Origin of the sequence: Ketobacter sp. GenoA1, assembly GCF_003671475.1 — a bacterium.
GTDB lineage: Bacteria > Pseudomonadota > Gammaproteobacteria > Pseudomonadales > Ketobacteraceae > Ketobacter.
This window is the reverse complement of sequence record NZ_RCHM01000042.1, coordinates 462911-476321: the sequence shown is the minus strand read 5'-3', so window position 1 is coordinate 476321 and position 13411 is coordinate 462911. Positions and strand designations below refer to the sequence as shown.

Genomic DNA, 13411 nt, shown 5'->3' with positions numbered 1-13411 from the left:
GTTCTGGAAAGCGCGCTTTTCAAGCGGCCAGGAATGGCCACTTTTAGACTTCAAAGGCTTGAACCAAGCGGCCCATGAGGTTATCGTACGCCAACGCGAGCAATGTGTGGATAATAAGTCAAAAGCCCATCAAAAACGTCTTAGGGTGTCGTTTTTTCACCCAAACCTGTTGGGAGTCTCACCATGACCATCCACTGCTGTGCACACAGCCCATCGCATAGCCATGCGCTTGCGCCAATAAAACACTACAACCTTAATTAAGGATTGCCGACTGGGGGTAACATGACAAGCAGTACTACTGATGTGATTACCTGGGGCATGATGCTAAAAAAGGCTCCGTTCATTATGCGGAACCTGCCTCGGATAATCAAAGGACTAAAAATCGGTAATATCACAGATCCCGCACAGCCCTGTGGTCTAGGATGGACATTCGAACAGGCTGTCAAGCGCAACCCTCGTGGTACCGCCATACTCTACGAGAACACACGATTCAGCTACGACGAGTTCAACCAGTGGGGCAACCGCATTGCCCACTACCTGATGAGCCAGGGAATCAAGAAAGGCGATGTGGTTGGTATCTTCATAGAGAACCGCCCGGAGCTTCTGGCCGCGGTTCTGGGTGTATCCAAAATCGGCGCCGTCTGTGCCATGCTCAATACATCACAGACCGGCAAAGTGCTGATACACAGCTTCAATCTGGTTAACCCGAAAGCGGCCATCGTCGGCGGTGAACTGACGGATGCATTCGATGAAGTCCGCAGTGAGCTGAACGTTGAAGACGACAAGATCTTCTTCCTGGCGGATCAGGACACAACCAAAGATCCGGGTGTGGCACCAAAAGGCTATCAAAATCTCGCCACCGAATCGGCCAACAGCCCCACCCACAATCCTGACACCACCAATCGCATCTATTTCAATGATCCCTGCTTTTATATTTACACCTCCGGCACCACGGGGCTGCCCAAAGCCGGTATCTTCAAGCACGGCCGCTGGATGAAATCCTATGGTGGCTTCGGCATTATGGCCATGCGCCTGGGGCCGAAGGATGTGATGTACTCCACTTTACCCCTCTATCACGCCACGGGCCTGTGCGTGTGCTGGGGCTCCGCCATCGCCGGTGCATCCGGTTTTGCCATCCGGCGCAAGTTCAGTGCCTCCAACTTCTGGCGTGATGCACGTAAATACAATGCCACCGCCATCGGCTATGTGGGTGAACTGTGCCGCTACCTGCTGGATCAGCCTGCCCTGTCGGACGATGCCAATAACCCGGTGCGCAAAATGGTGGGCAACGGGTTGCGCCCCAACGTCTGGATGCCCTTCAAAAAGCGCTTTGGTGTTGAAGAGATCGTCGAACTGTACGCTGCCTCAGACGGTAATATCGGCTTCACCAACATTTTCAATTTCGACAATACCGTGGGCTTTTCACCCATGAGTTGGGCGCTGGTGGAATACGACAAGGAAAAAGAAGAACCGGTTCGTGGGCCTGATGGCTTCATGCGCAAGGTGCAGAAAGGCGGACAAGGCCTGTTGATCGCAGAGATCAACGACAAGGCCCCCCTGGATGGCTACACCGACCCGGAAAAAACCAAAAAAGTGGTGATGACCGATGTGTTCGAGAAAGGCGATCGCTGGTTTAATACCGGCGATATGCTGCGGGATATCGGCTTTGGCCATACCCAGTTTGTAGACCGACTCGGGGATACCTTCCGCTGGAAAGGCGAAAACGTATCCACCACTGAAGTGGAAAACATTGTATCCGGTTACCCACAGATCTCTGAAGCGGTTGTCTATGGTGTGGAGATTCCCAACACCAATGGCCGCGCCGGCATGGCATCCATCACCCCGGCGGTGCCCCTGGAAGAGCTGGACTTCAAGCACCTTTGCGGTTATTTAAAGGAGAACCTGCCAGCCTATGCCGTGCCCCTGTTCCTGCGTATCAAGGAGCAAATGGAAACCACGGGCACCTTCAAGTATCAGAAATCGCATTTGAAAGAGCAGGCGTTCGACCCATCGAAAACCAATGGTGAAGCGGTGTATGCCCTGCTACCCGGCAGCGATGAATACGTCGAAGTCAACGATGAGGTACTCTCCGGCATCAATAACGGTGACTATCGTTACTAACGCCATGGCACCCACAGAAAGTTGTACCTGAACAAAAAGGCCAGCCTCAGCGCTGGCCTTTTTGTTCAGGTTTGCTATAAAAAGTAAGGACACAAACGAACACAGACGGATACGATGTACAATCAGGATGATGTCACCGCACGCCGCGGTTTAGCCCAATTGGCGCTAAAAGGATTTTTCAATATGTCAGCCCGCTGGCAGCTCACCCGCCCCGAAGCCATGACGCTGCTGGGCCTGACCGCGACCTCCACCTACGCCAACTGGAAAAACGGCAAAACCGGTACCATCCCCCGGGACACGCTGGAGCGCATATCCTATCTGCTCCATATCGACGATACCTTACGCACCCAACTACCCACCGACACTGCCATAATTCAATATCTTAGGGAGCCACGCAGGGATAATGATCCCAAATCATCCTGTATGGATCGCATGCTGCAAGGCAATGTGATTGATATCTATATGGTCCAGCAGGAACTGAGCAAGCTTTGTGAACAGGCCAAAAAACAGGTGGTCTGATTGTCCTGATCAAACAAAATCATCACCCTGCCTAACTCCTACACACAATGCCATTGCATGAAGATCTCGAATTTGATGTAGTCCGTGCTCGAGATAAATCATTTGGAGTAACTCATCATGTTAAAAACCGCCGTCACCGAAATGCTCGGCATTGAACACCCTATTGTACAAGGTGGGATGATGCATGTTGGACGTGCAGAACTGGCATCCGCTGTATCCAATGCAGGCGGCTTAGGCATTTTGACTGCCCTCACCCAGCCCACTCCAGAAGACCTGAGCAAAGAGATCGCCCGCTGCCGTGAAATGACCGACAAGCCCTTCGGTGTCAACATCACCCTGCTGCCCACCATCAACCCGGTGCCCTATGATGAATACGCCCAGGCCGCTATCGAAGGTGGCATCAAGATCATTGAAACCGCGGGCCGCAGCCCGGAACCCTTTATGCCCGCATTCAAAGCGGCCGGGATCAAGGTCATACATAAGTGCACGTCCGTGCGTCATGCTTTGAAAGCAGAAAAGATCGGCTGTGACATGGTTTCAATCGATGGCTTCGAGTGTGCCGGCCACCCGGGCGAGGATGATATTCCGGGCCTGGTGTTAATTCCCTGTGCGGCCAACGTACTGAAAATCCCGATGATCGCATCCGGCGGTTTCGGTGATGGGCGGGGCCTGGCTGCCGCGCTGGCTTTGGGGGCAGACGGTATTAACATGGGCACCCGCTTTGTTGCCACTCAGGAAGCACCGGTTCATGAAAACGTAAAGCAGCGTATGGTCGAGGCCTCCGAACTGGACACCTCGCTGATTTTCCGAACCCTGCGTAATACCGCCCGAGTATTCAAAAACAGCATTGCCGAAAAAGTCGTGGAAATCGAAGCACTGCCGGGCGATACCGACTTCAAGGATCTGCAACCGCTGGTTGCCGGCGTAAAAGGCCGTGAGGTACTGGACAAGGGTGATCTCGAATACGGAATCTGGACCGCCGGCATGGTGGTGGGTCTGATCAAAGACATCCCCACCTGTGATGACCTGATCAAAACCATCATGGCTGATGCCGAGGAAATCATCTCTGCCCGCCTGGGAGGCATGGTCCGATAGGCCCAAATGACGGCATCAAAAAAAGGGCGCTTATATGCCCTTTTTTTGATGCCGTCAGTGTGAACCCGCTAAGCCGGATGCGGGTACAGGATAGACTCTGAGAACTCGAAAAAGCCCTGCATCTCCTTGTCACTCATAGACGGGATCACCTTACGAATAACCGTTTGCGCGGCACTGCGGATCGCGTCACTGGCAACAGAAGTGATCTTATTCATCACCATACCCATTTTCATCATACCCAGGGGCTTATCCATATAAGAATGCAGCGCCACTTCCACCAGCTCACACAGGGCATCGGAATAATCGCGGGCAACTGCATCAACCCCCTGTTCTTTCCCCTGTATAACCGCCTGATTCAGGCGGGACCGTAACTGAGGGCTGATTTCAACCGCCACATAGGTCGGGTAGCGGGAACTTTCTCGCAACGGTTTCAGTAATCCATTGATGTAATCGGCCATATGCTGCCGATCAGCCTTGGACATCTTTTTCACCACCTGCTTCAACGTCATGTGAATGGTTTTCTTGATTGCCGCAACACCGCCGGACACGATTTTCTGGCCCATATTATTGAGTTTCACCCGTTCAATGGGGCTAATAAAATACTGATCAAGGCACTCGTCAGTAAATTGATTCAGTAATGCCAGCAGTTTATCCGCCTGCTCCTTGTCAGAACCCGCTTGTAAAGAATCACGATAAGACTGGTTCATGGAAAACAGGGTTTCGGATGCACCAAAGCCAAGATACCAAGTGGTTTCACTCATAAAAAAATCTCCCTAATTTCTGGCCGCAATTAAACCAGATACCATCTTGAAACCACATGGCTTTAGAGACTTAATAACCAAAAATTTGAATCAATCCTCATTCATTTTGGCGACAAAAGCACCTAACTGCTCATGGCTCCGCTCATGTGTCAAATCCATCAGAAACTGCTATAACTACTCAATATAATAACAACAGGGACTCCACATTATGTTACAGGGTTACGTACATCCGGATTTTGGCCGGGTTGCAGACGTTCTGTCGCAACAGATTCCACGCAATCGGCCCGGTGGAGCCGCCCTGACGGTGTATCATAAAGGGCAGTGCGTAGTTGATATCTGGGGTGGCACCCGCAACCGGGATGGTGACCCCTGGCGCGCCGAAACCCTGGCCCTGTCGTTTTCCACCACCAAAGGGGTTGCCTCAACCCTACTGCACATTCTGGTGGATCAGGGGTATCTGAAATACGACGACCCCGTCAGCAAACACTGGCCCGAGTTCGGCCAGAAATCAAAACAGAACATCACCGTTCGACAGCTACTCTGTCACGAAGCCGGCCTGTATCACATTCGGGAAATGATTGATGATGCCGAACAGATGATGGACTGGAATTTTATGACCACCGCCATTGAACGGGCCCAGCCGATCCACGAGCCCGGTAGCACCAACGGCTACCATGCCCTCACCTATGGCTGGTTGATAGGTGAGCTGATTCAGCGAATCACCAACAAAACCTTCGCAGAAGTCCTGGATGAACTGATTGCCGCGCCGCTGCAACTGGACGGCCTTTACGTGGGGCTGCCGGATGCACAGATGCACCGCCGCGCAGAACTGGTACAAAGCATCGGCAAGAAGGGGGCAGCGGATCTGCGGACGGAACGCCGCAGTCAGAGGCTGATGCTAAAAGCAGTCACTGCTGGCTTGAAGATTGCCAACATAGACCTGGATAAAACCCTGTCGGCCCTGGTGCCCCGAGGTGCAACTCACCTGGACTTCAACAGCCAGGATTTTGTCAACGCCTGTGTTCCCGCCGCCAACGGCATGTTCACATCACGTTCCCTGGCAAAATTGTATGCGCTTTTGGCAAATGGTGGTGAGCTGGATGGTATCCAGCTGATATCCAAAGGCACCATGAACGAAATCACCCAAATCCAGAACCGCACCATGGGTGACGTCATTCCCGTTCCCATGCATTGGCGATTGGGGTTTCATCGGGTCTGGGCTTTCGGCAAAGCAACCTCTTTAAGCTTCGGCCATTTCGGTTTTGGCGGTTCCGGGGCCTGGGCCGACCCGGTGCGCAACCTGGCCATCGGCATGACCCTCAATAATGGTGTGGGTACGCCATTTGGAGACGCCCGCATCTTGCAGGTCACCGGTGCCGTCATCAAAGCGGCGGAACGTCGCTACCTGGTTCCCGACATCGAGCAGGTACAGGGAATCGGGCCGTTTTTCCCAAGAGATCGCCGTACCACCTATGGCACCGCCAAAAAGCTGGTTAATGGTGTATTACCCCGCCGCCGCAAGTCTGATGTGACCGCTATTTAACCGAATTTCGCACTAATTTGACGGCCCTATAAAGGTGCCGTTAAATTTGTGATGCAATTAGGGTTAACATTCTAATTTTTTTGTATAAGTTACGTGTCGCAGTGTTGTTGTTCTGAACCCTATGAAAGGACTTTCAGTTCAGATACCGACACTTGCGTCCAATATGAGGTCATTCAATCAGTCATCCTAATATGAGGGATTATAAAATGAGCGAGTTTTCTGATCGCGTTAAAACGCAACTGGAACAATTCAATGCATCTGTTGATCAAGTGATCAACGCCTATCGCGGTCTTTATGTGAAGATCAAGGAAGAAAGCAATAAACAGTTTGACGAGCTGGTAAAGACCGGTGAAGCACAATTGAAAGCTGAAGAATCCTTTTTGGAACAGCTTAAGAAAGACGTTACAGCCCCTTTTGACGACGTCAAGAGCAGCCTGGATCAACTGAAAAATGCTTCAGTTGGCCTGGTGATCAAAGCGCGCAACAGCGGCGAGAGCTACTTTGAAGAGCTGGTAGAGCTTGGCCATTCAAAGGTAGACGAAGTTTCCGAATCCGCTAAGGAAGTCAAAGCGGAAGTAAAGAAAAAGGTAAAAGCAGCAAAAAAGCCTGAAGCGGCCGAAGCTGACGAGTAATCGGCCACTTACATACTGTATTTACCCTACTTTAAGGCGGCATCATGCCGCCTTTTTTATGTAATATACCTACCAGTTGATTTAAGTTAGAATCACATCTCATATTTGGTGATCAATATACTTTTCGATCCACCGAAAGCTATACTGTCAACATTCATAACAAAACCCGTTCAGCGAGAAAGTAGTGCATGCCAGAGTCCAATAAGGCAATCAAAGAAAACCCTCCCATTAACTGGGCCCCCACCCTGATTTTTTCTCTCACGTTCCTGGTCGCCGTCACCGCCGTACCCGTGTACGGAATTATGGTGGGTTATGATGCCGTGGAGTGGACTGTATTTACCCTGATGCTGGCTTTCTGCGGCCTGTCAATCACGGGTGGCTACCACCGTCTCTGGTCGCATCGGGCCTATGATGCCAACCCCGTAGTGCGGGCATTTTTTGCCTTCTGGGGAGCCTGCGCCCTGCAGAACACCATTCTGATCTGGTGTTCTGGGCATCGTAAGCATCACCGCTATGTGGATGACGTAGACCACGACCCCTACTCCATTAACCGCGGCCTCTGGTTTGCTCATATTGGGTGGATGCTGCGCAACTATAAGAGTGGCGAAGTCGACCTCAATAACACCCAGGATTTACAGCGGGACAACATCGTAATGTTTCAGCATAAATATTACGTTCCGCTGGTGGTGCTCTCCAACGTTGGGGTGCCACTGCTGCTGGGTTACCTGAATGGAAATATTCTGGGAATGCTTCTGCTGGCCGGCGTTCTGCGGCTGGTGATCAGCCATCATGTGACCTTCTTTATCAACAGCCTGTGTCACGCCTGGGGCAAACAACCCTACACCAACACCAATACCGCCAAGGATAACTTCATGTTGGCATTGTTCACCTACGGTGAGGGCTATCATAATTTCCACCACTATTTTCAAACCGATTACCGCAACGGTGTACGCTGGTGGCAGTTTGATCCAACGAAATGGATGATCTCTTGCCTATCCTGGCTTGGCCTTGCCAGCAACCTGAAACGGGTACCCAGTTTCAAAATTCAGGAAGCCATGCTGCAGATGCAATTCGAAAAGGCCCGTAAGCAGCTGAGCCTGAGCCGCCTGCCCAAACCCAATGTAGAAGCACTGCGTCAAACGCTGGAAACAGAATACCAGCAGTTTATGGACACCATGGCAGAGTGGAAAGAATTGCGTGGCCAGTGGGTGCAGCAAAAACGCGATGCTTTTGAAGAAAAGAAGCAGGAACTGCAGGCAAAATGGCAACATGCCACCATTCGCACCCGCTTTAAAGAAATGGAATACATGCTGAAAATGCAGCGCAAACGAATTCAGGTGTTCAATCTGAATTTTGCAACCGTCAGTGCAGCCTGACATTACAGCAGAATAAAAAAGGCCGGGGATCACCGGCCTTTTTTATCATCAGCGCACTGCTTTGTTACACCATTAGGCCACCTCAAACAATCCGGCCGCACCCATGCCTCCACCAATGCACATGGTTACCACAACAAACTTGGCGCCACGACGCTTACCTTCTATTAAAGCATGTCCAACCATCCGCGCACCGGACATGCCATAGGGGTGACCAATAGAGATGGCGCCGCCGTTGACATTGTACAGCTCCGGATCAATACCCAGATAATCCCGGCAGTACAGGGTTTGCACCGCAAACGCCTCGTTCAGTTCCCATAGCCCTATGTCATTGATGCTCAAACCATGCTGCTTCAGCAACTTCGGAATAGCGTAAACGGGGCCGATTCCCATCTCTTCAGGGGCATTACCGGCAACGGCCATGCCGCGGTAAATACCAAGCGGTGCAATGCCACGCCGCTCGGCCAGCTTCGAATCCATCAACACACAGGCCGATGCACCATCGGATAATTGACTGGCGTTACCGGCCGTGATCACACCGCCTTCTACCACGGGCTTCAGTCCAGCCAGCGATTCATAAGTGGTACCGGGGCGATTACCTTCATCTTTGCTCAGCGTAACCTCTTCATAGGTTACTGCCTTTGTCTCTTTATCGAACACGGCTTTGGTGGCGGATACCGGCACTATTTCGTCATCGAATTTACCCGCGTCCTGAGCCGCTGCCGTTCGTTGCTGGGACAGCAACGCATACTGATCCTGCGCCTCACGGCTGACGTTGTATTTTCTGGCAACGTTTTCGGCAGTCAGCAGCATGGGCATGTAGGCATGTTCAGCTCTGGCAATCACATTGGGGTCTTCCTCGGCCTTGGCCCACTCAAAGTATTTGTTCTGTACCGCACTGATGTTCTCCTGACCCCCGGCGACGCAAACCGGCATGCCGTCCACCATAATTTGTTTGGCTGCAGTGGCAATGGCCATCAATCCAGAGGAGCACTGACGATCCATGGTTTGGGCTGACACAGACACGGGCAACCCCGCCGCCAAGGTTGCGGTGCGGGCGACATTGGTGCCCGCTGTGCCTGCCGTGAGCACGGCTCCGATCACAACATCCTCGATTTCGCCAGGCTCAACACCACTGCGCTCAACCGCATGCCGGATGGCATGGCCCATCATCGTGGGTGATTTAATATTGTTGAGCGCCCCGCGGTAGGCACGGCCGATGGGTGTACGGGCGGTTGAAACAATAACGGCTTCTTTATTCATGGGGTTGAATCCTCTTGACTGCGAAACGCACATTCTAATCAGTCACTCGCCAGCGTGTTGCCATATGTACCGCGCTGAAGTGGCCAAACCGGTGATTAAGCGGGTCTTCACGCCGCGTTCACAAGCACTAGGTTAGCCTCTATCCCCAACAAACACTAAATGAAATCGAGGCTAGATTATGTCCCTGCGCAACGTGAAAAACCTGGTAATACTCTCTATCGCCACTCTACTGGCCGGCTGCAATACAACAACGGTCCCCTACGTCGATATTGAACGTTATATGGGACTTTGGTATCAGATTTCCGCCTACGAAACCTCGTTCAATGCAGGGCTGGTGGGTGTTACAGCAGAATATACTCTACTGGCAGACGGCAGTGTTCAGGTTTACAACAAAGGCTTCAAAGAAACTCTAGGGGGCCCTATTGATGAAATTCTGGGCAACGCGGTGGTGGTGGACGAAGCAAGCAATGCGCGGTTGAAGGTCAGTTTCCCGGGTGTGCCCAATTTCCCCTGGGCAAACTATCTGATTGTGGTGCTGGATTCCGAGAACTATCAGTACGCCGTGGTAACAGATCCCCTGTGCTACACATTATTCGTGCTGAGCCGTACTCCTCAGCTACCTGCAGAAACCTATTCGATGATTCTTGGACAATTGCAGGATCAGGGTATAAACACCGATAAATTGTTGCTTACCCCACAGCCGGCATTCTAAGGCTGGGCATTCATCGATCTGAATTTTCACTGCAAGTGGGCATGTTTGAGACCGCAATTGGACTACGGCATAAAATAAGATTTTCAGAGTTGAGGAGCTGCCTTGCTTCACATGAAGATGAAAGAGGAGCTGAGGACAGGTCTGGATGATCGGCACCTAGATTGGCGGAGTAAGGGAATGGTCGGGACGGCAGGATTTGAACCTACGACCACCACACCCCCAGTGTGGTGCGCTACCAGACTGCGCTACGCCCCGATTCTCTGCTATTTCAAGGGGTTAGACTTGCGCCCCACCCCGGAGAGAGGACGCAAATAATACAGGATTCGAGGTAATTATCAAACTTTTTTTAACACTGTAGAGGTTAGTGATCCTTAAGAACCAATAACACTTCTTCAAGTTCTGTAATCATCTGCCGGATCAACTGAGAAGACTTGGTGACATCTTCCTGGGCGTCATCTCCGGTCAGCTTCAGGCGTGCCCCACCAATGGTGTAGCCCTGATCATAAAGCAAACTGCGAATTTGCCGGATCATGATCACATCCTGGCGCTGGTAATAACGACGATTACCCCGCCTTTTCACGGGTTTCAGTTGGGTAAATTCCTGTTCCCAGTAACGTAAAACGTGCGGTTTTACATCACAAAGTTCGCTCACTTCCCCAATGGTAAAATAGCGTTTTCCCGGTATCGCTGGCAGTTCGTTATTGTTGCTTGGTTCCAGCATAGGCTTCCACTCGTTGCTTCAACTTCTGGCCAGGGCGAAACGTCACCACGCGACGAGCGGAAATTGGAATCTCTTCACCGGTTTTCGGGTTCCTACCTGGCCTTTCACGCTTGTTGCGTAAATCAAAATTACCAAACCCGGAAAGTTTCACATGCTCGTTTGATTCAAGCGAGGATCGAATTTCTTCGAAAAACAGTTCCACCATTTCCTTGGCTTCCCGCTTGTTCAACCCAAGTTCTTCGAATAGCTTTTCAGCTAAGTCAGCCTTGGTTAACGCACCCATCCTTATTCCCTCAATGTGACATTGAACGTTTCTTTTAAGGACGTAACCACTTTCTCCGCCAGCGGATTAATGTCTTCGTCCTGTAAGGTCCGAGCCGAGTCCTGCAGGGTTATGCCAAAGGCGATACTCTTTTTACCCGCCTCCAGGTTGTCGCCCTGATAGACATCGAACAGCACGAGATCGGTCAATAAAGAACCGGCTGTTTCGCGCACATTTTTCAGTATAGCTGCTGCTGAAATCTTTTCATCAACTATTACTGCAAAATCGCGCCTAACTTCCGGATATTTCGACAATTCTTTGAACTGGGGCAAGCTTCTTTGACGAATCCGAGGCAAAACTAATTCAAATAGGAAGACTTTCTGACTGATGCCCAGCGTTTTCTGCAGCCCCGGATGAAGAGCACCCACAAATCCCACATGGTCTTCTCCCCGCTTGATGACGGCGGTTTGCCCGGGGTGCAATGCGTCATGTTGGGCTGACTCAAAGTGGTAACAGTCTGTGCCACCACTGAGCGCCAGCAATGCTTCCACATCGCCTTTAATGTCATAAAAGTCAACGGGGCGGACTTTGCCAAACCAATCCTCTTGACCAATACCACCACTAATCAGCCCGGCTATGTGATCCACTTGATTCAAGCCGTCCCCCTGCTTGAGGAAAGTCAGGCCGGATTCAAACAGGCGCAGGCGATACTGCTGACGGTTGAGATTATGAGTGGCTGTTTTCAGCAGGCCGGCCCACAAGGTGGTGCGCATTTCTGACATATCAGCGGAAATGGGATTGGCCAAACTCACTGAAGCCTGATCCGGGGTCAGTAGCTCAATGAATTTTTTATCAACAAAACTATAGGTGATGACCTCTTGATAATCCCGGTCCACCAGGACCTGCTTAAGCTGGGACACGGACAGCATGGCTTCTTCACGCTTCGGCGCCAGGCCTTCCAGAATCGGTAGTGTGGTGGGCAGGTTATTGTAGCCATAGACCCGCCCCAACTCTTCTATGAGATCCACCTCAAGTCGGATATCAAAACGATAACTGGGGGGTACAATGTGCCAGCCAATGTTGGTGGATACTATATCCATTCCCAGCCGCCCGAGAATGTCCTCCACGTCGATATCCGGGATTTCACACCCCAAAATACGCTCGATGCGCTCTCGACGCAGCTCAATGGATGGCAAATGAGGCAATGCTTCCGTGCTTAATTCCTCGATCACCGGGCCCGCATCACCGCCGACGATTTCCAATAGCAAAGCGGTGGCACGCTCCATTGCATGTCGCTGCAACTCGAAATCCACTCCTCGTTCAAAACGATGGGACGAGTCAGTATGCAAACCATAGCGGCGGGCTTTACCGGCAATGGCAATGGGATCAAAGAACGCACTTTCGAGGAACAGGTCCACGGTATCGGGACTGACACCTGAAGCTTCTCCCCCCATCACACCGGCCATGGCCAGAGGGCCGGACTGATCAGCAATCAACAGTGTATCCTCGCTCAGTGTGAGCTCCTGACCGTCCAGCAGCGTCAGCGTTTCACCCGGTGTTGCCAAGCGCACGCAGATGCCCCCCTGAATCCGGTTCAGATCGAACGCGTGCATTGGCTGACCCAACTCGAGCAGCACATAATTAGTCACGTCCACCACAGGATCGATGGAGCGGATACCACTGCGGCGCAGTCGTTCCACCATCCACACCGGGGTTGGCCGGCCTAGATCCACTCCACGAATCACCCTGCCCACATAACGGGGGCACTGCGCCTTGGCTTCGATGTTAACCGGGAATCGATCTGATATGGTTTGCGCGACATCAGGACAGTGCACCTGGTTAACGGATTCCCGGTTCAGTACACCCACCTCACGGGCCAGGCCGGCGATACCCAGGCAGTCACCACGATTGGGCGTAAGATCCACTTCAATGGCCACATCATCCAGGGCCAGATACTCGCGAATGTTGACACCCACCGGTGCATCCAATGGCAATTCCATCAAACCATCGGATGACTCAGCCATGCCCAGCTCCTGCTCGGCGCAGAGCATGCCAAAAGACTCAACGCCCCGCAACTTAGCCTTTTTGATTTTAAAATCACCGGGCAGCACCGCACCGACCCGGGCACAGGGCACCTTGATACCCGGCCGCGCGTTAGCGGCACCGCACACAACCTGCAGCGGCTCACCTTCACCCACTTCCACGGTGCAAACCTGAAGCTTGCCGGCATCGGGATGCGGCTCCGCCCGAATGATTTCAGCCACAACCACCCCGCTGAACTCACCCGCAACGGCTTCCACGCTGTCCACTTCCAGACCGGCCATGGTGATCTGAGCAACCAATTCCTCTGTACCAAGGGCCGGGTTAACCCATTTACGAAGCCATTTCTCACTGAAGCGCATGTTCTAT

At 52.0% G+C, this 13411-nt stretch carries 12 protein-coding genes and 1 tRNA gene; 7 read left to right on the top strand and 6 right to left on the bottom strand.

Going from position 1 to position 13411, the window contains the following annotated elements:
- The first annotated feature begins 282 nt into the window (after nucleotides 1-282).
- The 3 genes from D9N13_RS16305 to D9N13_RS16295 all read left to right on the top strand — a co-directional run bounded on the left by D9N13_RS16305 (nucleotide 283) and on the right by D9N13_RS16295 (nucleotide 3735).
- A complete protein-coding gene (locus tag D9N13_RS16305; protein WP_290592234.1) occupies nucleotides 283-2121 on the top strand; it encodes a long-chain-acyl-CoA synthetase in 1839 nt (612 codons plus the stop codon).
- 114 nt (nucleotides 2122-2235) lie between these two features.
- Nucleotides 2236-2640, top strand: coding sequence for an antitoxin Xre-like helix-turn-helix domain-containing protein (locus D9N13_RS16300; protein WP_317622515.1), 405 nt, complete (start codon nucleotides 2236-2238; stop codon nucleotides 2638-2640).
- Nucleotides 2641-2757: 117 nt separating this feature from the next.
- Complete coding sequence (locus D9N13_RS16295; protein ID WP_290592230.1) at nucleotides 2758-3735, top strand: NAD(P)H-dependent flavin oxidoreductase; 978 nt, start codon at nucleotides 2758-2760, stop codon at nucleotides 3733-3735.
- A 68-nt stretch (nucleotides 3736-3803) separates the two neighbouring features.
- Here the strand turns inward: D9N13_RS16295 and D9N13_RS16290 are convergent, their stop codons facing one another.
- Nucleotides 3804-4496 (bottom strand): hypothetical protein, encoded by a 693-nt coding sequence (locus tag D9N13_RS16290; protein ID WP_290592228.1) that lies wholly within the window; start codon nucleotides 4494-4496, stop codon nucleotides 3804-3806.
- Between the two features lie 208 nt (nucleotides 4497-4704).
- Between D9N13_RS16290 and D9N13_RS16285 the strand changes: the two genes are divergently transcribed.
- The 3 genes from D9N13_RS16285 to D9N13_RS16275 all read left to right on the top strand — a co-directional run bounded on the left by D9N13_RS16285 (nucleotide 4705) and on the right by D9N13_RS16275 (nucleotide 8047).
- Nucleotides 4705-6039: a serine hydrolase domain-containing protein gene (locus D9N13_RS16285; protein ID WP_290592226.1), complete on the top strand. Its 1335-nt coding sequence runs from the start codon at nucleotides 4705-4707 to the stop codon at nucleotides 6037-6039.
- A gap of 206 nt (nucleotides 6040-6245) precedes the next feature.
- Nucleotides 6246-6671: a hypothetical protein gene (locus tag D9N13_RS16280; protein ID WP_290592224.1), complete on the top strand. Its 426-nt coding sequence runs from the start codon at nucleotides 6246-6248 to the stop codon at nucleotides 6669-6671.
- A 188-nt stretch (nucleotides 6672-6859) separates the two neighbouring features.
- Entirely contained in the window at nucleotides 6860-8047 is a 1188-nt protein-coding gene (locus D9N13_RS16275; protein ID WP_290592222.1) for a fatty acid desaturase, read from the top strand.
- Between the two features lie 72 nt (nucleotides 8048-8119).
- Here the strand turns inward: D9N13_RS16275 and D9N13_RS16270 are convergent, their stop codons facing one another.
- On the bottom strand, nucleotides 8120-9307 hold the full coding sequence (locus D9N13_RS16270; RefSeq protein WP_290592220.1) for an acetyl-CoA C-acyltransferase: 1188 nt from the start codon (nucleotides 9305-9307) through the stop codon (nucleotides 8120-8122).
- 178 nt (nucleotides 9308-9485) lie between these two features.
- Between D9N13_RS16270 and D9N13_RS16265 the strand changes: the two genes are divergently transcribed.
- Complete coding sequence (locus D9N13_RS16265) at nucleotides 9486-10019, top strand: lipocalin family protein (protein WP_290592218.1); 534 nt, start codon at nucleotides 9486-9488, stop codon at nucleotides 10017-10019.
- Between the two features lie 178 nt (nucleotides 10020-10197).
- On the opposite strand, the gene D9N13_RS16260 is transcribed toward D9N13_RS16265, so the two are convergent.
- The 4 genes from D9N13_RS16260 to pheT form a co-directional block, all read right to left on the bottom strand.
- Nucleotides 10198-10274, bottom strand: a tRNA-Pro gene (locus tag D9N13_RS16260).
- Between the two features lie 106 nt (nucleotides 10275-10380).
- Complete coding sequence (locus tag D9N13_RS16255) at nucleotides 10381-10740, bottom strand: MerR family transcriptional regulator (RefSeq protein ID WP_290592216.1); 360 nt, start codon at nucleotides 10738-10740, stop codon at nucleotides 10381-10383.
- Nucleotides 10718-11023, bottom strand: a complete 306-nt coding sequence (gene ihfA, locus D9N13_RS16250) for an integration host factor subunit alpha (RefSeq protein ID WP_101892866.1) — start codon at nucleotides 11021-11023, stop codon at nucleotides 10718-10720. Before ihfA ends, D9N13_RS16255 begins: the two co-directional genes overlap by 23 nt.
- Before the next feature lie 2 nt (nucleotides 11024-11025).
- The gene (gene pheT / locus D9N13_RS16245; RefSeq protein ID WP_290592214.1) at nucleotides 11026-13404 is read right to left on the bottom strand and encodes a phenylalanine--tRNA ligase subunit beta; all 2379 of its coding nucleotides are present in this window, start codon (nucleotides 13402-13404) and stop codon (nucleotides 11026-11028) included.
- Nucleotides 13405-13411: the final 7 nt, after the last annotated feature.

Bases quoted from the DNA above. Each gene is read 5' to 3' on its own strand.
- D9N13_RS16305 (WP_290592234.1), top strand. From the start codon at position 283: ATGACAAGCAGTACTACTGATGTGATTACCTGGGGCATGATGCTAAAA.
- D9N13_RS16300 (WP_317622515.1), top strand. From the start codon at position 2,236: ATGTACAATCAGGATGATGTCACCGCACGCCGCGGTTTAGCCCAATTG.
- D9N13_RS16295 (WP_290592230.1), top strand. From the start codon at position 2,758: ATGTTAAAAACCGCCGTCACCGAAATGCTCGGCATTGAACACCCTATT.
- D9N13_RS16290 (WP_290592228.1), bottom strand. From the start codon at position 4,496: ATGAGTGAAACCACTTGGTATCTTGGCTTTGGTGCATCCGAAACCCTG.
- D9N13_RS16285 (WP_290592226.1), top strand. From the start codon at position 4,705: ATGTTACAGGGTTACGTACATCCGGATTTTGGCCGGGTTGCAGACGTT.
- D9N13_RS16280 (WP_290592224.1), top strand. From the start codon at position 6,246: ATGAGCGAGTTTTCTGATCGCGTTAAAACGCAACTGGAACAATTCAAT.
- D9N13_RS16275 (WP_290592222.1), top strand. From the start codon at position 6,860: ATGCCAGAGTCCAATAAGGCAATCAAAGAAAACCCTCCCATTAACTGG.
- D9N13_RS16270 (WP_290592220.1), bottom strand. From the start codon at position 9,307: ATGAATAAAGAAGCCGTTATTGTTTCAACCGCCCGTACACCCATCGGC.
- D9N13_RS16265 (WP_290592218.1), top strand. From the start codon at position 9,486: ATGTCCCTGCGCAACGTGAAAAACCTGGTAATACTCTCTATCGCCACT.
- D9N13_RS16255 (WP_290592216.1), bottom strand. From the start codon at position 10,740: ATGCTGGAACCAAGCAACAATAACGAACTGCCAGCGATACCGGGAAAA.
- ihfA (WP_101892866.1), bottom strand. From the start codon at position 11,023: ATGGGTGCGTTAACCAAGGCTGACTTAGCTGAAAAGCTATTCGAAGAA.
- pheT (WP_290592214.1), bottom strand. From the start codon at position 13,404: ATGCGCTTCAGTGAGAAATGGCTTCGTAAATGGGTTAACCCGGCCCTT.